Here is a 20,810-nt window from a genome sequence, read left to right on the forward strand (position 1 = left end):
GGTATTGTTTTTTGATAACCTGATCCATCAAACGTTCCTATGGAACGTAAATGTGGATGATCTTTATTTTTTTCTACCTACGAAACATTCCTATGGAATGATAAATTAGGTATCAAAAATTGACTAATAAATAACTAAAAACAAAATAATTATAATGAAAGAGGCTGCCTCAACTTTTGAGACAGCCTCTTTTATTATATTAAAAAACTACTTTTTTTTGCTTTTATAATATTTTCGATATTTCGGATAAGTTACAGCGCCAATTACTGCAATTGTTGCTATTGAATAATAAACCCAGTTTAAAGAATGCGCTTCTCCACTTGCATATGAGTGTAAACCAACTAAATGGAAGTTTACTCCGTAATATGTAAATAAAATCGAAATAAAGGCAAACATCGTCATTAAATTGAAGAACCATTTTCCGCGTAAAGCAGGAACAAAACGAGCATGAATTACAAAAGCATAAATCATAATCGAAATTAAAGCCCAAGTTTCTTTTGGATCCCATCCCCAGTAACGACCCCAGCTTTCGTTTGCCCATTGACCGCCTAAGAAGTTACCAATAGTCAGCATGATCAAACCAATAGTTACTGCCATTTCGTTGATATAAGTTATCTCTTTAATGTTCAGTTCCATTTTAGCTTTGTTTTTCTCAGTTGTAAACAAAATCAATAGTAAAGCCACAAAACCTAAAATCATCCCTAATGCAGTTGGGCCATAACTTGCTACAATAACTGCAACGTGAATCATTAACCAATATGAATTAAGAACGGGCTGTAAGTTTGCAATTTCCGGATCAATCCAGTTCATGTATGCGGCCATTAAAATCATAGCTGTAACGAAAGCAGATGAAGCTACCGTTAATTTTGATTTTCTGTCAAAAGCCAAGCCGAAGAACATTGTTGACCAAGCTACATATACAATTGCTTCGTACGCATTACTCCATGGAGCGTGACCAGAAATATACCAACGTGCTATTAATGCTAATGTGTGAAGCGCAAATAACAATCCAACTATAATATGAAAAGCATTTACGGTAATACGAAGCCATTTTTTCTCAAAGAAAATATTGACAATCACAAAAACAAACATAAATAGTGCTGCTGTGATATACCAATACGGTAGTTTTTGAAGAACATCATATTTGTTATAAGCAATCTCTGCATCAATTTTTTGTTCGCTTGGACGTACTTTTGCGCCAAATTTCTTTTGAAAACCATTTATACTTTCGACCAATTGATCGGCCGTATCCCAGTTTTTAGAAATAGAACCATTATTTAAGGCACTAAAATATAAGGGAAGAATTTGATTTACGTAAGTAGAATCCATTCCTTTAAAACCTTTGTTATTGCGCTCTAAATAAGAAACCCATTTATGGTTTGGATCATTTGGAACAGGAAAAATTCTCAAAATACTGCCGCTTAAAGCAGATTCCATCAAGTTTACTTTTTTATCTGTTTCAATATAATCTTTCTCAAACTGATTTGGATTTCCTGCTTTATAAGCAGCATCTAAATAAGGTGACAATTTATAATTCCCGTTTTCATCGAAGAATTTTACAAAGGGCGCATATTGATCTTTCGAATCAATTCCGATGATTTTACGAATACTGTCATTTCCCATCTTAATATAAATAAGCGGAATCTGAATCCAAACCTGAGCGTATTGCGTCATAGACAAAAATACCTGATCAGAGTTCATTCCGTTATAAGCATCTTTATGACTTACTTTTCTAAGTAATTCAGATGAAAACGTATTGATAGGTTTCATACGTCCGCCAGCATCCTGAATAATCAAACGTCCAAATTTTGCTGCATGCGCTTCCGGAGCTTTATAAATCGTCAATAATGAATCTAATTGTTTTTGACTCGGTGGTGCAACTACGTGATTAGCGTGATCATTTGGATCTGCTGTATGATTATGATCATGGTCGTGAGAATGTACGTGAGGATTTTGTTGTGCGAAACCGCTCAAACTAATCATTAAAACTAAAATGGTAATTAGTTTTTCTTTTTTCTTTTTCACATTTTCCAGTTTACGCTTTAAGTCAGCAAAACGAGAATGTTTGGTGAACATAATTGCCATTAAACCAAAGAATAACATAAAATATCCTAAATACGTGATAGAAGTTCCCCACCAATCGTGGTTTACAGACAATACAGTTCCTTTTTCGTCGGGATCAAATGAAGATTGAAAGAAACGATATCCTTTGTGGTCTAAAACGTGGTTCATATAAATATCGGCATCAAAAGTTTCTGTTGAATCCTGAACGGTAACTTTACTTTCAAAAGCAGAATAACTTTTTTCTGTTCCCGGGTATTTCGTTGCGATAAAGTCATTCAGTTTCACTCTAAAAGGTAAAACATACGCTTTACTTCCGTAGAATATAGAGTATTCGATTTTACCAATTTTTACCGTTTTAGGTTCTCCAATACTTCCTTTAGAGCCCATTACCATTACTTCTTTTTCCTGTCCTTCAGCTTTAACTTTTACAACTAAAGCATCTGTATGTGATTTTGCTTTGAAATCATTACTTGATTCATAATCCACTTTTCCTTTCATTGCAGGATCTGGGAAAACAATTCTAATATCTCCAATACTATATAAAGAGCGCATCATTAAAGGCTGAACGTTATCTTTAGTAACTTTTCCTTTCAACTGATCTGCCATTCGCATAAATTCTCCTTCAAAAGGAGTTTGAATCGTATATTTTTCGCCAGTTGTATTAATATTAATAGCACCTTGCGTTGGTTTATTTAAAGCAAATAAAACATTGTGAATGTTTTGAACTTCACCTTCTTTCAGGAAATGTTCTTCACGTCCGCCAGCACCCGCTTCCACTAATTTAAGATATAAAGTTCCGTTAGGATCTGGTTTAACCACTTCCTTTGCTCCCATTATATATTTTGAATACGAAACTTCAAACGGAGTTTCGTCAAATTTTCCTGAAACAGAGAAATCATTATTGGTAACCGGAGAAAGTAAAAGGCTTTTTTCAAAAACCCTGCGTTTCATTTCTCCTTTATATTCACCATCAACAAAAATGGTTATAAATGTTTTATCTGAATAAATCTGATTTTCTGATGCGCCTTCGCGAATTGGCATCATTCCTTCATAACTGATATAACGTGTAATAAAAGCTCCTAAAATGATAAAAACAAAGGCAATGTGCAGTAAAAAAGTGGCCCATTTTTCTTTTCTCAATAATTGATAACGTTTGATATTTCCGAAGAAATTAATCATGAAAATGAACATTATGGCTTCAAACCACCAGGTATTGTATATTAAAATTCTGGCTGTATCGGTATTGTATTTACTTTCGATAAAAGTTCCAACACCCATTGCAATTGCGAATGTCAAAAAAAGAACGGCCATTAATCGTGTAGAAAACAAAAAAGAGAATATTTTTTTATCCATTTTTAAGGAATTACATTGTATAAAAGTGGCACAAAAATACTTAAAAATGTTGATTTGAGGTAAATGTTATTTGTTAATAAAAACCAAATAATAGGATTGTGTTTTGGGCCACAGATTACACAGATTAAACGGATTATTTTTTAGATTTCTTTTATTTTTTGCCAATAAATAAAACATAAATCCGTACAAATCAGTTTAATCTGTGTAATCTGTGGGCAAACTTTCTTACACCATATTTTCTTTAGAAAAAATAATGTTAATTTTGCGATTATGATTCGAATAACAATTATTGGTTCCGGAAACGTCGCACAGCATTTAATAAAAGCTTTTTCTGCAAGTTCTCTTGTTGAAATTGTGCAGGCTTTTTCGAGAAAAAAAGAAGCTTTGAGTCATCTTTTAGATTCGGAGAAAATTGCAACTGAATTTGCAGATTTAAAAGAATCAGATTTATATATCATTTCAGTTTCCGATAATGCTATTGCTGAAGTTTCAAGTCAATTGCCATTTGAAAACCAATTAGTTGTTCATACTTCCGGCACAACTTCTATCGATGTTTTAGATTCAAAAAATAAAAAAGGCGTTTTTTATCCGTTACAAACATTTTCAAAAACTAAAGACGTTGATTTTTCAGTAATTCCGATTTGTCTGGAAACGGAGAATCAGGATGATTATAAAATTTTAGAAGAAACGGCGAAAAGCATTTCAAATGCGGTTTTTTCCATAAGTTCAGAACAGCGAAAAGCTTTGCATGTTGCCGCCGTTTTTGTCAATAATTTCACGAATCACTTATACCAAATTGGTCAGGAAATCTGCGAAGAACACCAAGTATCTTTTGAAGTTTTAAAACCTTTGATTCAGGAAACTGCCGAAAAAATAAAAACTTTAGATCCAATTGACGCTCAAACAGGTCCGGCAAAACGCCACGATTCTGTCACAACCGATGCGCACCTGAATTTTATCACAAACGAAAATCAAAAAAACATTTATAAAATACTAACACAATCTATACAGCATAATGGCAAAAAGTTATAAAGAAATGATGAACGACATTACAACATTTATTTTTGATGTTGATGGCGTACTTACAGACAGTTCGGTTTTTGTAACCACAGAAGGAGAAATTCTTCGTACGATGAATATTCGTGACGGTTATGCCATGAAAGCGGCTGTAGAAAGCGGTTACCATGTCTGCATTATTTCTGGCGGAAGCAACGAAGGCGTTCGCGTAAGACTTAAAAATTTAGGAATCACAGATATTCATTTAGGAACTCCTGATAAAGTGAAAACGTTCGAAGAATATACTAAAACTTACAATATTAAACCAGAACAGGTTTTATATATGGGCGACGATATTCCGGATTATCATGTAATGAAATTAGTAAGTTTACCAGCCTGCCCGCAAGACGCAGTCCCGGAAATCAAGAATATCTGCCGCTACATTTCGCACGTAAAAGGCGGAAAAGGCGCTGCACGCGACGTTATCGAGCAAGTAATGAAAGTGCAGGGAAAATGGATGGAACATTTTAATGGGCAGCACGACTAGAGGTAATTTTAGATTTGTGATTTTAGATTTTAGATTATTTTCTAAGTCTTTAAAATTTCAAAAGAAAAACCTTTGCACCTCTGTCTCTTTGCCCCTTTGAACCTTAAAAAAAAACTTAGAATCTTAGCATCTCAGCAACTTAGAACCTTAAGAAATGAAATACCTAAAACTAATTCGATATAAAAATCTACTTATGCTTGCTTTTATGCAGGTTTTATTTCGTTATGCTTTTTTAAAACAGCAGGATATTCCGCTGGCTTTAGCAGACTGGCAATACGGACTTTTAGTTTTAAGCACCGTTTTACTGGCAGCAGCGGGTTATGTCATTAACAATATTTATGATGTTGCAACAGATACTATTAACAAACCTCAGAATGTTGTAATTGGCAAAGGAATTTCTGAAACGGCGGCTTTTAATATTTACATTGGACTTAATGTTACTGGTGTTGCAATTGGTTTTGTTTTGGCCAATATAATTTTAAGACCAACATTTGCTTCGCTTTTTATTTTAATTGCTTCATTGCTTTATTTTTATGCTACAACTTTAAAATCAATTATGATTTTAGGGAATTTTTTAGTGGCGGCTTTACTTGCTATAAGCGTTTTAATTATTGGTGTTTTTGATCTTTTTCCAGCTACGACTTTAGAAAATAAGGCACAAATGGCGAGTTTCTTTTCTATTTTGACAGATTATGCGCTTTTTGCTTTTATGATCAATTTTGTACGCGAGATAGTTAAAGATATTGAAGACATGGATGGCGATTACAATCAAGGAATGAATACTTTACCAATTGCCATTGGAAAAAACCGTGCAGCAAAAATTGCATTGGGATTTGCTATAATTCCGTTTATTTTATGTCTGCTTTACATTAAAAAATATTTCTTTGATAACAATCTTTTGATAGTTACGTTTTATACATTCGTTTTTGTTCTGGCGCCTTTATTATATTTTATAGTAAAAATATTTAGTGCTAAAACCAAAAAGGATTTTCACCATTTAAGTACGGTTTTAAAATTAATTTTATTCTTCGGAATTTTATCAATCCTTATTATCAGCTTAAATCACCAATACCTTCAAAATCATGCTTAAAGAAAAACTCAAAAAATATAAAATCATTCTGGCATCTGGATCGCCGCGTCGTCAGCAGTTTTTTAAGGATTTAGATCTTGATTTTGAAATTCGCTTAAAAGATGTGGAAGAAATTTATCCGCCAGAATTAAAAGCAGTCGAGATAACTGATTTTCTGGCACAGCTAAAAGCAGACGCATTTAAAGACGAATTAAAAGAAAACGAAATATTAGTAACAAGCGACACCATTGTCTGGCATCAGAATAAAGCTTTAGGGAAACCCAAAAGTGCCGAAGATGCTTTTGAAATGATCAAATCAATGTCGGGTACAACGCATGAAGTAATTACTTCTGTTTGTTTTCAAACTAATACTGCTTCTACCCTTTTGCACGATATTACAAAAGTTACTTTCAAAGATTTATCTGATGAAGCTATTTTGTATTATATCGAAAATTATAAACCTTATGATAAAGCCGGAGCTTACGGGATTCAGGAATGGTTTGGTTTTATGGCAGTTACAAAAGTCGAAGGTTCTTATACCAATGTTATGGGGCTTCCAACGGCTAAAGTTTACGAATATTTGAGTACTTTAGTGTAAAAATTTATTTATGTTTTCTTTTAAAGAATATACTCAGGAATTATTTGCAACCTTTATTCTTATTATTGCTTTAATCGCTTTAAGAATGATTGTTGCCAAATTAATTCGACGTTTTGCTTCTACAAGTCATTTATTAGAACATCGTACTAATTTGGTTATCAAATACACTCATATTTTTATGAATATTTTGGTAACGCTTAGTTTAATTGTGATTTGGGGAGTTAATACTGAGGATATTTTTTTAACTGTTTCCTCGATTGCAACCGTTATTGGCGTTGCCATGTTTGCACAATGGTCGATTTTGAGCAACATTACTTCGGGAATGATTTTGTTCTTCTCCTTTCCTTTCAGAATTGGTGACACCATAAAAATTCACGATAAAGATTTCCCTATTGAAGCTGAAATTGAAGACATTAATACCTTTCATATCAGCCTGAGAACAAAAGAAGGCGAAAAGATTATTTTTCCTAACAATCTGCTTTTGCAAAAGGGAATTTCAATCATGCCGGCACACTACGAAGAGAAAGAATTTTTCGATTAATTTTTGAATGGGAATTTTATAACGTATAACTAAAAAGCTAAAACGCTATAATTTAAAGAAATTATAATATTTGCTTAACCAATTATACATTATCTAAAAATTTCATCAAAAATGATCCATCCCATAAAGTTGCCGTTTTATGCAAAACTTGCGTGTATCTTAGTAAGTTTAATTTCATTTGCTTATATTTTTTGCATTACCAAAGATATTCTTACGCCCGTTTTGTTAGCCTTTTTATTTGCGGTTTTACTATTGCCAATTTTCACCTTTTTAAATACAAAATTTAAGTTTCCAAGACATCTTGCGGCTATAATTTGTGTTTTAATTTTTCTGGCATTCATTGGCGGGATTCTTATTTTTATCTCTTATCAGGTTACTAATATGGCAAGTGATTTTGATACAATTAAGAAAAATGCAAACTCCTTTATAATTGAAATTCATAAGTTTATCAGAGAAAATTTCCAGATAAGTATTGGCGAACAGAAAAAATATCTTGACACCGTTACAAAAGACTCTGTAAAAAACGGAAATGCTACTTTAGGCTCAGCCATAATATCTATAAGCGACCTTCTGCTAGACAGCACTATTATTGTAATTTATACGTTTTTGTTTTTAATATATAAAGAACATTTCAAACTGTTTTTGGCCAAATTAATAAACAAAGAAAATCATGCTGCTTTAAAAGATATTCTGTCACAAATCAAAGTTTCGATAAACAATTATATCGTGAGTTTGATATTGGAAATGATTATAGTTTCTGTCTTGACCAGTTTAGGGCTTTGGATTATTGGTATTAAATATTTCATTTTATTAGGATTGATAACGGGAATTCTAAATTTGGTTCCTTACATCGGAATTTTAGTTGCAGGAGTTATTACCGTTTTGGCTTCATTGACAGGTTCAGGAGAAACATCAGTAATTGTGGGGATTTTAATTGTCAATGTAATTGTTCAGTTAATTGACAATAATCTTCTTGTGCCTTTAATTATCAATTCAAAAGTAGAAATAAATGCTTTTGTATCCATTATGGGAATTATTGTGGGTGGTGCGGCGGCTGGAATTTCGGGTATGTTTCTGGCAATTCCGCTTTTAGCCATTTTGAAAATTATATTTGACCGAATAGAATCGCTGGAACCCTGGGGCTATTTAATGGGAAATCACATTCCGAGAAAATTTGCCTGGAGAATTCGCAAAGCAAAAGTACAAGAGTAAATAATCTGTTGATTTTAAAAAAAATCGTGTTATTTATCTTAAATTCATAGAATAATAGCCTTTAAAATAAGTTTAAATCCATCTGAATGTTATCAAGTAAAAAAATAGTTATTTTTATTTTCTTATGCTTTTGTTTTCAAAGTATTTGTGCGCAGACAGATAAAACTAAGAAAGACAATCCTCCTAAAAAGGACAGTACAGAGATTTATACTAAAATAAAAAACTATTCGAAGAAAAATAAGTTCACCCAAACCTTACATAAACTTCTGTTTCGATCAAAAAAAGCTAAAAAAAGAGAAGTTATTGAGCCTAGTGATACTCAAAGTTTCAACGGAAAAATCATTCGAAAAATAAATATTGTAACGCTTGATCCTTTTGGGCATTCTATTACAGATACTACCGTGCAGCCAAAAAACTGGGGAGAACGAACCGGAAATAAACTGCACTTAAAAACAAAAAAAATAGCGATTTACAATCTTCTTTTGTTTAAAAGAAATACTCCTTATGATTCTTATAAAATACAAGAAACAGAACGTTTAATTCGTTCACAGAGATATGTTACGGCAGTTAGGATTTCTAATGAATTAGCCAGTCCGGCATCAGATTCTGTTGATGTTACCATTAGGGTTTTAGATTCCTGGAGTACCATCCCGAGGTTTTCAATATCGAGCAGCAGAATTGGTGTAGGTTTCAAAGAAAAAGATTTTTTTGGTACAGGACAACAGTTGGAATATCGTTTCACCAATCGGTTTGATGATGGTGCAAATGGTAATGATATTACGTATACGGTTCCCAATATAAAAAACACCTATATAGGAACTACGCTCCATTACAATATGGATTTAGACAATAATTATACTAAAAGTATTGATATTGAAAGGGATTTCTATTCGCCTTTAACCAAATGGGCAGGAGGTGTTTTTGTTGGACAGAACTTTAGAAAAGATTCGCTGCAGGCTCCTGATATGAGTTATGCATTTCAGAGTTTCAAGAATAATTTTCAGGATTTTTGGGTGGGTAAAGCCACAAAAGTTTATGAAGATGATAATGAAGCCATTACCAATTTAATTACATCGGCACGTTTTTTAAATGTGAATTACAGCGAATCTCCAGATTCGTTATATGATCCAACTAATTTTTATTCGGATGAAAAACTGCTTTTGATGGGCATTGGATTAAACAGACGAAAATTTATTAAAGACAATTATATTTTTAGAAATGGTCAGACCGAAGACGTTCCAATTGGGCGTATTTACGGAATTACCTTTGGATATCAGTATAAAAATCAAATTTGGAGACCTTATGCCGGTGCGCAGTTTTCTTTTGGAAATTATTACCGATTAGGTTTTTTAAGTATGAATTTTGAAGCCGGAACCTATTTTCATCAATCTAAAACGTATCAAACCGCATATTTATTTGAATCAAATTATTTCACCAAACTCTTTAATCTGGGAACCTGGAAACTGCGACAATTCGTAAATCCAAGAGTTGTAATTGGTGCAAATCGGGAGGAAATTATTGGCGATGAACTCAATATAAACGAACGAAATGGTCTCGCGGGATTCAACGCCGCTTTATACGGAACTAGTAAAACTCTTTTATCCCTGCAGACACAAACGTATTCTCCTTATGCACTTTGGGGATTTCGTTTAAATCCGTTTTTTAATTATACGATAGCGTTTTTAGGAAGCCCAAAAAATGCCATGTTCGACAGCAAACCGTATTCAAAAATTACATTAGGTTTATTAATAAGCAATGATTATTTGGTTTTTAGTAATTTCCAGCTGTCACTGTCATATTACCCAAGTATTCCTTATCAGGGTGATAGTGTTTTCAAAACCAATACATTTGAAACAACTGACTATGGTTTGCAGAGTTTTGAACTTGCCAAACCAAGAATTGTTGATTATCGATAATCAAAAAATATTTAGATTTTTTTTAGATTTTTTTCATTCTGCAAAACACTTTAAAAATCAATATTTTACAGAATATTTAACCTCAGTTTAATCGTTAAAAAGCATATTTTCTCCGATGAAATACAATTGTATTTTTATTTTTGGCACGATATATGAAAATCTTTAAACAAAGATTAACATTAAACTTTAGAAAAAATGAAAACAATTAAAATAGCAATCGCCGGATTATTTCTTTTGGTTGCAAATGCCACACAAGCTCAGGTATCAGTTAACGTTAATATAGGAACACCTCCTGCTTGGGGACCAGCCGGATATGCTGAAATGGAATATTATTATCTTCCAGATATTGAAGCTTATTATGATGTACGTGCATCACAGTTCATTTATTTTGGAGGAGGAAGATGGGTTAGAGCAACTTATTTACCAAGACAATACAGAAATTATGATTTATACGGAGGCTATAAAGTTGTTTTAACAGATTATCACGGAAGAACTCCTTATACATACTTCGATCGTCACAGAGTAAAATATTATAAAGGATATCACGGTGCACCGCAAAGACCTTACAGACCAAGACCGGTTTATGGTTACAACGAGCGTCGTTATGAGCACAGAGATCACAGACATTATGATAAGCACGACAAGCATGACAAACACCACGGGCATGATAGACATGATGATGATGATCACGGTCATGGTCATGGTCACGGAAGAAGATAATATCTAAATATTTAAGAGCGTATTAAGTTTTAATACGCTCTTTTTCTATTTTAAAAATCAGCTAAATAATATCCAAAAATTACCATTAACATTTCATTTAAATTTTGTTCCAAGATTTAATTAGTATTTTTGGGACACATTTCAAAACCATTTCACTACACCATGCGAAAAATACAAGTTCAAATACTTCTTCTATTTTTTATAAGTTTTCAAACCTTATTTGCACAACAGCCGCAAAAACCTAACGCAGTCGAAATTTACAATCAAATTAAAAAACTAAACTTTTTAGGTTCTGTATTGTACGTTGCAGCACATCCTGATGACGAAAATACCCGAATGATTTCGTATTTAGCAAATGAAGTAAATGCGAGAACGGGTTATTTATCATTAACTCGCGGTGACGGAGGTCAAAACTTAATTGGTCCGCAATTGCGTGAATTACTTGGTGTAATTAGAACTCAGGAATTAATTGAAGCAAGAAAAATAGACGGTGGAGAACAATTTTTTTCAAGAGCAAATGATTTTGGTTTCTCCAAAAATCCTAACGAAACTTTAGAAATTTGGGATAAAGATAAAGTCCTTGCCGATGTGGTGTGGACGATTAGAAATTTTCAGCCGGATATCATTATAAATAGATTTGATCACCGTTCGCCGGGAACTACCCACGGACATCATACATCATCTGCCATGTTGAGCGTGGAGAGTTTTAAACTAACAAACGATCCAAAAGTTTATCCAGAGCAATTAAAATTTGTTTCGCCTTGGCAGGTAAAACGTCAGTTTTTTAATCCGTCTTGGTGGTTTTACGGAAGCCAGGAAAAATTTGATGCTGCAAATAAATCTAAATTTACCAAGTTAGAAACAGGTGTATATTACACGGGAATTGGAAAATCGAATCAGGAAATTGCAGCTTTAAGCCGAAGCCGCCACCAGTCACAAGGTTTTGGAAGTACCGGAGTTCGTGGTTTAGAAACAGAATATCTTGAACTTATTAATGGAGATACGCCAAAAGACCGCGATAATTTATTTGACGGAATCGATACTAGCTGGAACCGTGTTAAAAACGGAAAACCTGTTGGAGATTTAATTACTTCAATTATTGACAAATACAATTTCAGCAATCCGTCAGCAAGTATTCCGGATTTAGTGAAAGCTTACACTATGATTCAGGCTTTAGACGATACACATTGGAAAAATCTAAAATCAACAGCCATAAAAAATATCATTGCTTCATGTTCCGGTTTATATCTTGAAGCCGTTGCAAGTGAACAAGAAGCAACTCCGGGAAGCAGTATTCGTTTGAGTTTAGAAGCTATTAACAGATGTGCTGTTGAAATGCAATTGACAAGCGTTACAACATTGCCAGACAATAAAACAACAGCTCAAAACAGCGTTTTAAGAGACAATAACGATCAAAAAATCAGTCTGCAATTACAGCTTCCTGATAATATTGAATACACGCAGCCATATTGGTTAAAAGAAAAAGCAACAGTTGGAATGTACACCGTTTCAAATCAGCAAAATATTGGTATTCCCGATATTATTAGAGAAGTAAAAGTGATTTTTAATATCAAAATCAATAATGTCGAAATTCCGTTTGAGCGCACTGTAGTTTACAAATACAATGACGGCGTAAAAGGCGAAATGTATAATTTCCTGGATATAGTTCCAGAAGTTACGACTTCTATTTTAGAAAAAGTTTTAATTTTTAGGGATACAAAAAGCAAAATGGTTCCGGTAAAAGTTCGTGCCGGAAAAGATGATGTAAAAGGAAATCTGCAGTTGGATTTACCAAAAAGCTGGAATGTTTCTCCAAAACAAATTGCCTTTACTTTAGATAAAAAAGGAACAGAACAAATTTTTTATTTTGAAGTTACTCCGCCTGTAAATCCAGAAGAAGTTGTAGCAAAAAGTATTGCAATTGTAGATAACAAACGTTTTGACAGAGACCAGACTATTATAGATTTCAATCATATTACAAAACAAATGGTTTTAAAACCGGCTGAATCAAAATGTATTAGAATTGATTTGAAAACTTCTGGCGATGCTATCGCTTACATTATGGGCGCTGGAGACGAAGTCCCGGAAAGTTTAACGCAAATGGGATACAAAGTTTCTATTTTAAAACCAGAAGAAATTACTCCTGAAAAACTAGATTCTTTCAGCACCGTTATTACAGGAATTCGTGCTTACAACACCGTAAACGCTTTGGCAAACAAACAAAATATCTTATTTAATTTTGTAAAAAGCGGTAAAAACATGATTGTGCAGTACAATACATACGGCAGCAAATTAGTGACCGATAAAATTGCACCCTATCCATTAAAATTATCAAACGACCGTGTGACCGAGGAAAATGCTAAAGTGACTTTCCTTTCACCAAATCACCCGGTTTTAAATACGCCAAATAAAATTACCTCAAAAGATTTTGAAGGCTGGACACAAGAACAAGGTTTATATTATCCAGATGAATATGATCCTGCCTTCACTCCTATTATTTCTTCGCACGACAAAGGAGAATCTGCTAAAAATGGCGCTTTATTAGTCGCTCCGTATGGAAAAGGATATTACATTTACACTGGTCTAAGCTTTTTTAGAGAGCTGCCGGAAGGTGTTGCGGGCGCTTACAGATTACTATCGAATATCATTTCGCTAAAACAACCTCTTGAAGCTCCTAAACAGGATTTAAAGCAATAATTTCAAAAATATGGAAGCAAAAAAAACAAAAAAATGGAAAAAAAGTTACACCTATGTTTTAGTTGCTAACCTCATTTACATTGTGATTTTTTTCTTAATCATGCAATTTTATTCATAACCTATGCAGCTATTTGACTGGATCGTACTTATTGTAACACTTTTATTCATTGTTGGTTACGGTTCCTGGAAAACCAAAGGAAGTAAAAACGTTGAAGATTTTATTTTAGGAAACAACGAAACGCCATGGTATACCGTTGGACTTTCAGTAATGGCAACTCAGGCCAGCGCAATTACATTTTTATCTACTCCCGGACAGGCTTATCATGACGGAATGGGTTTTGTACAGTTCTATTTTGGACTGCCAATTGCAATGGTTGTTATTTGTTTGACCTTTATTCCGCTTTATCATAAAAATAAGGTATTTACCGCTTACGAATTCCTTGAAAAACGATTTGACGTTCAAACTCGTTCTCTTGCCGCTATTTTATTTTTAATTCAAAGAGGTTTAGGAACCGGATTAACGATTTATGCTCCGGCTATTATTTTATCGGCACTTTTAGGGTGGAACTTAACCGGTATGAATATTATAATTGGAGTTCTGGTTATTATTTATACTTTTTCCGGAGGTACAAAAGCCGTAAACGTAACCCAGAAACAGCAAATGTTTGTGATTATGTCGGGAATGTTTATCACATTTTTCCTGATTTTGCATTACTTACCAAACGATATGACTTTTACAAGCGCGCTGCATATTGCCGGAGCAAATGATAAAATGAATATTGTAGATTTTTCTTTTGATCCGGAAGAAAAATATACAATTTGGAGTGGAATTACGGGCGGATTCTTTTTAGCTCTCGCCTATTTTGGTACAGATCAATCTCAGGTTGGTAGATATTTGTCCGGGAAATCTGTGAAGGAAAGCCAAATGGGATTAATCATGAACGGACTTTTAAAGGTGCCGATGCAGTTTTTTATTCTGTTAACCGGAGTTATGGTTTTTGTATTTTTCCAATTCAATCCCGTTCCTTTAAATTTCAATCCGAATAATAAAATTGTAATTGAAAAATCAGCATATAAAGAAGAATATCATGTTCTTGAAAAAAAGCTGGACAAATTATCTGAAGATAAAAAAGTAATCAACTTACTATATATCGATCAGTTGAATCAGGATTATGACAATCCTATTCTTCGTAAAGAATTAGTCAATTTATCGAATAAAGAAAAAGATTTACGTGATCGTGCCAAAGAAATCATTTCACGAGCCGACAGCAACAGCGAAACCAACGATAAAGATTATGTCTTTTTCCATTTTATTCTGCATTATTTACCAAAAGGTTTAATTGGTTTATTACTTGCCGTTATTCTTTCGGCAGCAATGTCTTCGACTGCTTCAGGATTGAATGCTTTAGCTTCGACAACAGCAATTGATATTTATAAAAGAAATATCAAAACCGAAAAATCAGAGAAACATTATCTTAATGCAACTAAATTTTTCACACTGTTTTGGGGAGTTATAGCAATCCTTTTTGCCTGCGTAGGAACTTTGTTTGAAAACTTAATTCAGCTGGTAAATATTATTGGTTCGATCTTTTACGGAACCGTTTTGGGAATTTTCCTTGTTGGATTTTATTTAAAACGTGTTCAGGCAAAATCTATGTTTATTAGTGCTTGTATAAGTCAGTTTGTAATTATAATCATTTATTACTTTATGGTTTACAAACAAGAAAAACTGGGTTATTTATGGCTGAATTTTATTGGAGCTATTTTGACAATTGGTTTAGCTTTGATTTTACAGTTTTTATTTTTCAAAGGAGATAAAAAGGATAATAGTGATTTGATTTTAGAAGAATAAGTTAATGAAAATAACTGCTAAAATATTAACAGTTTTAATCAGCTTGGCATTATTTAGTTGCGAAGTTTCAAAATCAGACACAGAGGGCTATATTGATAAATTTTACAGCAATAAAATTGCCTTTGAAACAGTAGCTGAAAAAATTTATGCTGATAAAGAATTAACCAAAAGAACTGGTCGTCGTATACCTGAAAACAAAATTGACCCTGAGATTAAAAATGATCTTGAAAAACTCGGAATTGAATCTTTTACTATATATAAAGCCAATTGTAAAAAAGATATAGAAGTTGAATTTATACTTAATTGGACAAAAAATGCTACATTGTATTTAGTAAAAAACAACTGTAATTTCGATAGATCGAAAATAGGTTATCATTCTAAAACTACAATGATAGAAGTTTGGGGATTAGGAAATGGTTGGATTATGTGGATAGATTATGATTTTATTTAATTAAACTCGTTATTTAAAAATGAAACTTAAATTTTATCTAACAATACTTTTTGGAGCTATATTCCTAAACTCATATTCACAAAATACACAAGCAAAAAAAATTGATAGTTTGCTTATCGAATTTCAGAAAAAATCATTTTACGGAAGTATAAATCCAGCTAAGGAAGAACTTGAAAAATATCAGCAAACTATTATTCCTGAATTAATTAAGCTTTTAAAAGACACAAGTTTTGTAAAATTAACGGATACTGCCGATTTAATCTACCCAGGAACTACCGTTTTTTATGGTCATGGATATTTTATTCCATATGATCTCGATTGGATTTCTGTTAGATCTGGCTGGCTTCTCGAAGAGGTTACATTTCAAGATTTTGGTTATAAGAATTCTGAAATTAATGATGAAACTTTACTGAAATTAATGAAGGGAAATTATAATGAATATATTCAGAAAGGAAATTATGAAGTAGATTGGAAGGAGAAAACTTCAGACCAAAAGAAAATAGAATATCGAAAAATACTTTCAAATAACGCAGAGAAATGGTGGAAAGAAAATCATAAAAAGTGGAATCGAATTTCTGCCATTAAAGAAGCATTAAAATCTAATAATGAAAACCGATTAAGTAAAGTTTTTCAATATTTACGATTTGGAGAGTCTAAATGTGCTAATATGACTAAAGAACTTTATTCAACTGAAATAAAACCTATCATAGTAGATTTAGAGAAAACAAATCAATATCCTGAAATACAAGAACAAATTAAACTATTATTAAATGAGAGTGTTAGTTTGAAAATTCTAGACATAAAATGACAAAAGAGGAGTTTTTATTTCATTTAAACGGTGCAAGTTTTGTAGCTCTGAAATTTGCCGAAAATTATGTCAAAGATAAATTGACTACTGATTTCAAGTATAATATAATTTTTACCCCGCCAAATGTCATCGGAAATATGGATCAATTTGATATTTATCCAGAAGATGAGGGAATTATAAGATTGAATTTGACAGATAAAGAAGTTGTTGAACTACTTTATCGAAAAAATAAAATACCTGTCTGGATTGATATAAATGTTCTTAAATCAAGTAGAAAAAGCACCACTTTCAATCTTTTATGTGCCGGAAGATATACTGATAATAAAGAAGAATATTATTACAATGACAATGGTTCAGGGCCATTTGGAGTAAAAGGCCCAACTTTTCCCATTGGTTATAAAGAAGGTAAAAAATTTAGATTGAAATAAATTTTCTTTTAAATCAAAAAAAAACACAATCTTGTCATTCCGAGGAACGAGGAATCGCACTAGAAATTACGCAAAGAAAAGACCCAATCTTTGTCGAGTTACGAGTGCGATTCCTCGTTCCTCGGAATGACAAACTTTGCGTAAAGAAAAACAATGCAAAAATTCTAAACAAATCTCTATCTTTGAGTAACCCACTTCTCAAATAGAGCGTTATGAAAGACCATAAAAAATACAGCAATAAAACCAAAGCAGCTTTTATATTGCTGATTGTTATGCTGATAATTTTATTGGGAAATTTCAATACGCTTCGAAATTCTAAAAATGTAAACGACAATATCAATGCTATTTATAAAGATAGATTAGTTGTGGCGCATTATATTTTTCAATATTCGAAACAACTTCATTTTATAAAATCCGAAGCTGAAAAACTGGATTTAAGCGATAATATTAAAAAAAATGAAATCATTCATACTTTAGATATTATTCACAATATTGATGATTTGTACGCTAAAACAGTTTTGACCAATAACGAAAAACGACATTTTGATGCTTTTCTGGGTTCTTGCAAAGAAATCAACAAACAAGCCGAAAACAAAAACTGGAATAAAATAGCTTATTCGAGCGCGCAGGCCTTAAAAACTTTAGAATCTTTATCTCAAATTCAAATTAAAGAAGGAAAAGCAAAGCTGGCAAATGCGAATGCAATGTACAGCAAAAACAATAGTTTAGGCCAGCTTCAAATTGCTTTACTTATAATTTTAGGCGGAATTACTTTTTATCTTTTAATTGTAAAGAAAATTAAAAGAAAGATCAAAATTCCTGAACCGCCTAGTATGAATTAGTTTATTTAAATTTCCTGTCTTCTTCTTTTATTTGAAGATCATTTATGCTGGCATATCTTTTCTGCATTAAACCATTAGCGTCAAATTCCCAGTTTTCATTTCCGTAAGCTCTAAACCAATTCCCATTAAGATCCTGATATTCGTACTCAAAACGTACTGCAATTCTATTTTCGGTATGCGCCCAGTATTCCTTTTTCAATTTGTAATTTCTCTCTTTCTTCCATTTTTCCGTTAAAAAAGCAACGATTTCCTCGCGTCCGTTTACGAATTTATCTCTGTTTCTCCATTCGCTGTCAATAGTATACGCTTTTGAAACTCTTTCCGGATCCTGGCTGTTCCATGCGTCTTCTGCCAGCTGAATTTTTTCTTTTGCCGTTTCTAAGGTGAAAGGAGGCAGCGGTAACTTCTGTTCCATTATTTTAAAATTAAAGTTTGAATTATTTTTTTTGATTGTTCTATTAACTCGTTTGATTTAAATAACTGACTTTCAATTATACAGCTTTCAAATAATAAATAAATATGATCTGATATTAGTTCATCTTTTAAAATATCCCTGAAAAAAATACGCAAATCACCTTTATGGCTTTGAATAACGCTGAGAATCTTAACATTATCCGGCGGAATCTCTGAAAGTATATTTAGAAAACTGCAGCCTCGAAAATTTTCTTTTTCATTCATGTAAATCAAAAATTCAAAGGAGGCTAAAACTTTAGAATTTGAATCTTCTGCATTACTTGTAAACTTTAGTAATTCGTTAAACCAAAAAGAATGACGCTGTTCTAAAAATGTCACACATAAATCTTCTTTAGATTTAAAGTGTTGGTAAAAACTAGCTTTCGCCACTTTAGATTCCTCAATAATCTGATTGATTCCCGTAGCATTATAACCTTGCTTATGGAATAAAATAAAAGTCTTTTCTAAAATTCGTTCTCTGGGCTGCATCTTCAATAAATTGGATATACAAATATAAAAAATATTTAAATATACAGACAAGTCTGTCTGTTTTAATTTCAAAAAAAAATCCAAAACTCATAAAGCTTTGGATTTTGTTTTTTTTATATAGAAATTTTCAAGAAATTATCTGCTCCATTCAGCGATACTATCTTTATTCATTTTTACGTAATCTTGGTTGTTTGCAGCTTCTGCAGCGGCCAATGAAAGTTTAGCTGTTTCAACAGCACCTTTTTTGTCACCTTGTTTTGCCTGTATTAATGATTTTAATCTTGAAACATAATAAGGTTTATCAGTACTCATATCTAATGCTTTATCCACATATATTTTTGCAGTATCTAAATTTCCGTTTGAAGAAAATAAATATTGTGATGCTGCATAATAATCATTCCAAGTTGGTCCAGCCAATGTTTTTTCGATACTTGCAATTGCATTTTTAGCCGTTGGAACTTCAAATTTTAAAGCAACATGAGAGTTTTCCCAAGCCATTTCTAAATAAGCAAAGTTTTGATCTAAACCATTAATTCCAATTGTAAAAGTTTCAACAGGAGTTGGCAGTGCGTTTTCTTTAACTGTAGTTTTTAAAACAACATAAGATTCGTTCCAGTTTTCAGGTAATCCCCAGTTGTCTGTAGAAAGGTAAAAAATAACTTCCCAGCTTTCAATTTTAGGAATGGTATAAATTGCATATTTTCCTTTTTTCAAAGTTTTACCGTCAATTACAACATCGTCACTAAAATTAATAACAGTATTTTCATTTGCTCCGGTTCTCCAAAGTTTACCAAACGGAACTAAGTTTCCAAAAACAGCTCTTCCTCTCGCTCCCGGTCTTGAATACGTAACTTCAACATCCGTTAAACCCACTGTTTGTTTGATATAAGCTTTTGGACTCGCTTGCGGCGTTCTTACTTGTGCTTCAGCTGCAAAAGGTGCCAAAATGATGGCTAATGCAATAAGTATTTTTTTCATTATTAAGTGTTTGTTTGTTTTTTTCAAATTTACGAATTCAATTACCGAAGAAATGTTAAATTTTACATAATTCAGGCCTTAAGCTGTGATATTTTTTGCGCATTCAATTCACTAAAATGATTGATAACAATATCAGCTTCTGATAAATCCTGCAGGTTAGAATGAACACTGTTATAACCTACACAATAAATTCCGGCAGCTTTTGCGGCTTTTACACCATTTGTACTGTCTTCAATAATAATACACTCTTCTTTTGGAGCAATTGACAATGAAGCGGCGTGATTAAAAATAGCAGGATTTGGTTTAGACTGTGGAAAATCTTCACCACTAACTATATGAGAAAAATACTGATGCAGATTAAATCTTGTAAATACGCGTTCAATTGTAACTTTTGAAGCCGACGAAGCTAAAATCAGCTGAATTCCGTTTGCATAAATATCCTTAATCAAATCTTCAACTCCATCTAAAAGATATAAATCTTCTTTGGTGTCAAAAGCATCATTAAAAATATTTCTTTTCCTTTGAATCAAATCTTCTACTTCATGTTCAATTGTCGGGAAAAAACCTTTTAAACTCTGAAAAGTATTTTTCGTCGAAAATCCGGTAAATGAAGTGTACATTTCCTCAGGAACTTCAATATTTAATTCTGAAAACTGTTTGTAGTAGGCATAACGATGAACGGGTTCTGTATCGACAATTACGCCGTCCATATCAAAAATTACTGTTTTAATCATTTTTTTAAGGTACTAAGGTTCTGAGGGACAAAGGTTCAAAGGTTTCTTTTCTGTGAACTGAG

Annotated in this window: 19 protein-coding genes; 14 read left to right on the plus strand and 5 right to left on the minus strand. The window is 32.6% G+C overall.

Annotation, left to right across the window (positions count from 1 at the left end):
* Positions 1-207: 207 nt before the first annotated feature.
* The gene (gene ccsA, locus FLAPXU55_RS23780) at positions 208-3,417 is read right to left on the minus strand and encodes a cytochrome c biogenesis protein CcsA (RefSeq protein ID WP_180861881.1); all 3,210 of its coding nucleotides are present in this window, start codon (positions 3,415-3,417) and stop codon (positions 208-210) included.
* Positions 3,418-3,687: 270 nt separating this feature from the next.
* On the opposite strand from ccsA, the gene FLAPXU55_RS23785 reads away from it, so the two are divergent.
* The 14 genes from FLAPXU55_RS23785 (at position 3,688) to FLAPXU55_RS23850 (ending at position 18,094) form a co-directional block, all read left to right on the plus strand.
* Positions 3,688-4,449: a Rossmann-like and DUF2520 domain-containing protein gene (locus FLAPXU55_RS23785; RefSeq protein ID WP_180861883.1), complete on the plus strand. Its 762-nt coding sequence runs from the start codon at positions 3,688-3,690 to the stop codon at positions 4,447-4,449.
* Complete coding sequence (locus FLAPXU55_RS23790) at positions 4,433-4,960, plus strand: KdsC family phosphatase (RefSeq protein WP_180861885.1); 528 nt, start codon at positions 4,433-4,435, stop codon at positions 4,958-4,960. Before FLAPXU55_RS23785 ends, FLAPXU55_RS23790 begins: the two co-directional genes overlap by 17 nt.
* A gap of 154 nt (positions 4,961-5,114) precedes the next feature.
* Complete coding sequence (locus tag FLAPXU55_RS23795; protein ID WP_180861887.1) at positions 5,115-6,050, plus strand: geranylgeranylglycerol-phosphate geranylgeranyltransferase; 936 nt, start codon at positions 5,115-5,117, stop codon at positions 6,048-6,050.
* On the plus strand, positions 6,043-6,627 hold the full coding sequence (locus tag FLAPXU55_RS23800) for a Maf-like protein (protein WP_180861889.1): 585 nt from the start codon (positions 6,043-6,045) through the stop codon (positions 6,625-6,627). Before FLAPXU55_RS23795 ends, FLAPXU55_RS23800 begins: the two co-directional genes overlap by 8 nt.
* Before the next feature lie 10 nt (positions 6,628-6,637).
* On the plus strand, positions 6,638-7,168 hold the full coding sequence (locus FLAPXU55_RS23805; protein ID WP_053474163.1) for a mechanosensitive ion channel domain-containing protein: 531 nt from the start codon (positions 6,638-6,640) through the stop codon (positions 7,166-7,168).
* Positions 7,169-7,279: 111 nt separating this feature from the next.
* Positions 7,280-8,380: an AI-2E family transporter gene (locus FLAPXU55_RS23810; RefSeq protein ID WP_053474164.1), complete on the plus strand. Its 1,101-nt coding sequence runs from the start codon at positions 7,280-7,282 to the stop codon at positions 8,378-8,380.
* A gap of 86 nt (positions 8,381-8,466) precedes the next feature.
* A complete protein-coding gene (locus FLAPXU55_RS23815; protein ID WP_180861891.1) occupies positions 8,467-10,296 on the plus strand; it encodes a BamA/TamA family outer membrane protein in 1,830 nt (609 codons plus the stop codon).
* Between the two features lie 195 nt (positions 10,297-10,491).
* Complete coding sequence (locus FLAPXU55_RS23820; protein ID WP_180861893.1) at positions 10,492-11,016, plus strand: hypothetical protein; 525 nt, start codon at positions 10,492-10,494, stop codon at positions 11,014-11,016.
* A 162-nt stretch (positions 11,017-11,178) separates the two neighbouring features.
* A complete protein-coding gene (locus tag FLAPXU55_RS23825) occupies positions 11,179-13,713 on the plus strand; it encodes a PIG-L family deacetylase (RefSeq protein WP_180861895.1) in 2,535 nt (844 codons plus the stop codon).
* Between the two features lie 121 nt (positions 13,714-13,834).
* On the plus strand, positions 13,835-15,565 hold the full coding sequence (locus tag FLAPXU55_RS23830) for a sodium:solute symporter (RefSeq protein ID WP_180861897.1): 1,731 nt from the start codon (positions 13,835-13,837) through the stop codon (positions 15,563-15,565).
* Positions 15,566-15,569: 4 nt separating this feature from the next.
* Positions 15,570-16,016 carry a hypothetical protein gene (locus FLAPXU55_RS23835; RefSeq protein ID WP_180861899.1) on the plus strand — a complete coding sequence of 149 codons (447 nt, stop codon included), beginning with the start codon at positions 15,570-15,572 and terminating at the stop codon, positions 16,014-16,016.
* 19 nt (positions 16,017-16,035) lie between these two features.
* On the plus strand, positions 16,036-16,824 hold the full coding sequence (locus FLAPXU55_RS23840; protein ID WP_180861901.1) for a hypothetical protein: 789 nt from the start codon (positions 16,036-16,038) through the stop codon (positions 16,822-16,824).
* Positions 16,821-17,252 (plus strand): hypothetical protein, encoded by a 432-nt coding sequence (locus tag FLAPXU55_RS23845; protein WP_053474171.1) that lies wholly within the window; start codon positions 16,821-16,823, stop codon positions 17,250-17,252. Before FLAPXU55_RS23840 ends, FLAPXU55_RS23845 begins: the two co-directional genes overlap by 4 nt.
* Positions 17,253-17,464: 212 nt before the next feature.
* Positions 17,465-18,094, plus strand: coding sequence for an MCP four helix bundle domain-containing protein (locus tag FLAPXU55_RS23850; RefSeq protein ID WP_180861902.1), 630 nt, complete (start codon positions 17,465-17,467; stop codon positions 18,092-18,094).
* Position 18,095: 1 nt separating this feature from the next.
* On the opposite strand, the gene FLAPXU55_RS23855 is transcribed toward FLAPXU55_RS23850, so the two are convergent.
* The 4 genes from FLAPXU55_RS23855 to FLAPXU55_RS23870 all read right to left on the minus strand — a co-directional run bounded on the left by FLAPXU55_RS23855 (position 18,096) and on the right by FLAPXU55_RS23870 (position 20,748).
* Positions 18,096-18,509: a nuclear transport factor 2 family protein gene (locus FLAPXU55_RS23855; protein ID WP_180861903.1), complete on the minus strand. Its 414-nt coding sequence runs from the start codon at positions 18,507-18,509 to the stop codon at positions 18,096-18,098.
* Positions 18,509-19,036: a TetR/AcrR family transcriptional regulator gene (locus FLAPXU55_RS23860; RefSeq protein WP_180861904.1), complete on the minus strand. Its 528-nt coding sequence runs from the start codon at positions 19,034-19,036 to the stop codon at positions 18,509-18,511. Before FLAPXU55_RS23860 ends, FLAPXU55_RS23855 begins: the two co-directional genes overlap by 1 nt.
* A gap of 135 nt (positions 19,037-19,171) precedes the next feature.
* Positions 19,172-20,014, minus strand: coding sequence for a DUF2911 domain-containing protein (locus FLAPXU55_RS23865; RefSeq protein ID WP_180861905.1), 843 nt, complete (start codon positions 20,012-20,014; stop codon positions 19,172-19,174).
* Positions 20,015-20,085: 71 nt separating this feature from the next.
* Complete coding sequence (locus FLAPXU55_RS23870; protein WP_180861906.1) at positions 20,086-20,748, minus strand: HAD family hydrolase; 663 nt, start codon at positions 20,746-20,748, stop codon at positions 20,086-20,088.
* Between the last annotated feature and the right edge of the window lie 62 nt (positions 20,749-20,810).

It is taken from the genome of Flavobacterium panici, assembly GCF_903819335.1.
Lineage (GTDB): Bacteria > Bacteroidota > Bacteroidia > Flavobacteriales > Flavobacteriaceae > Flavobacterium > Flavobacterium panici.

Excerpts from the sequence above, each read along its gene's own strand:
- ccsA (WP_180861881.1), bottom strand. The coding sequence starts at position 3,417 with ATGGATAAAAAAATATTCTCTTTTTTGTTTTCTACACGATTAATGGCC.
- FLAPXU55_RS23785 (WP_180861883.1), top strand. The coding sequence starts at position 3,688 with ATGATTCGAATAACAATTATTGGTTCCGGAAACGTCGCACAGCATTTA.
- FLAPXU55_RS23790 (WP_180861885.1), top strand. The coding sequence starts at position 4,433 with ATGGCAAAAAGTTATAAAGAAATGATGAACGACATTACAACATTTATT.
- FLAPXU55_RS23795 (WP_180861887.1), top strand. The coding sequence starts at position 5,115 with ATGAAATACCTAAAACTAATTCGATATAAAAATCTACTTATGCTTGCT.
- FLAPXU55_RS23800 (WP_180861889.1), top strand. The coding sequence starts at position 6,043 with ATGCTTAAAGAAAAACTCAAAAAATATAAAATCATTCTGGCATCTGGA.
- FLAPXU55_RS23805 (WP_053474163.1), top strand. The coding sequence starts at position 6,638 with ATGTTTTCTTTTAAAGAATATACTCAGGAATTATTTGCAACCTTTATT.
- FLAPXU55_RS23810 (WP_053474164.1), top strand. The coding sequence starts at position 7,280 with ATGATCCATCCCATAAAGTTGCCGTTTTATGCAAAACTTGCGTGTATC.
- FLAPXU55_RS23815 (WP_180861891.1), top strand. The coding sequence starts at position 8,467 with ATGTTATCAAGTAAAAAAATAGTTATTTTTATTTTCTTATGCTTTTGT.
- FLAPXU55_RS23820 (WP_180861893.1), top strand. The coding sequence starts at position 10,492 with ATGAAAACAATTAAAATAGCAATCGCCGGATTATTTCTTTTGGTTGCA.
- FLAPXU55_RS23825 (WP_180861895.1), top strand. The coding sequence starts at position 11,179 with ATGCGAAAAATACAAGTTCAAATACTTCTTCTATTTTTTATAAGTTTT.
- FLAPXU55_RS23830 (WP_180861897.1), top strand. The coding sequence starts at position 13,835 with ATGCAGCTATTTGACTGGATCGTACTTATTGTAACACTTTTATTCATT.
- FLAPXU55_RS23835 (WP_180861899.1), top strand. The coding sequence starts at position 15,570 with ATGAAAATAACTGCTAAAATATTAACAGTTTTAATCAGCTTGGCATTA.
- FLAPXU55_RS23840 (WP_180861901.1), top strand. The coding sequence starts at position 16,036 with ATGAAACTTAAATTTTATCTAACAATACTTTTTGGAGCTATATTCCTA.
- FLAPXU55_RS23845 (WP_053474171.1), top strand. The coding sequence starts at position 16,821 with ATGACAAAAGAGGAGTTTTTATTTCATTTAAACGGTGCAAGTTTTGTA.
- FLAPXU55_RS23850 (WP_180861902.1), top strand. The coding sequence starts at position 17,465 with ATGAAAGACCATAAAAAATACAGCAATAAAACCAAAGCAGCTTTTATA.
- FLAPXU55_RS23855 (WP_180861903.1), bottom strand. The coding sequence starts at position 18,509 with ATGGAACAGAAGTTACCGCTGCCTCCTTTCACCTTAGAAACGGCAAAA.
- FLAPXU55_RS23860 (WP_180861904.1), bottom strand. The coding sequence starts at position 19,036 with ATGCAGCCCAGAGAACGAATTTTAGAAAAGACTTTTATTTTATTCCAT.
- FLAPXU55_RS23865 (WP_180861905.1), bottom strand. The coding sequence starts at position 20,014 with ATGAAAAAAATACTTATTGCATTAGCCATCATTTTGGCACCTTTTGCA.
- FLAPXU55_RS23870 (WP_180861906.1), bottom strand. The coding sequence starts at position 20,748 with ATGATTAAAACAGTAATTTTTGATATGGACGGCGTAATTGTCGATACA.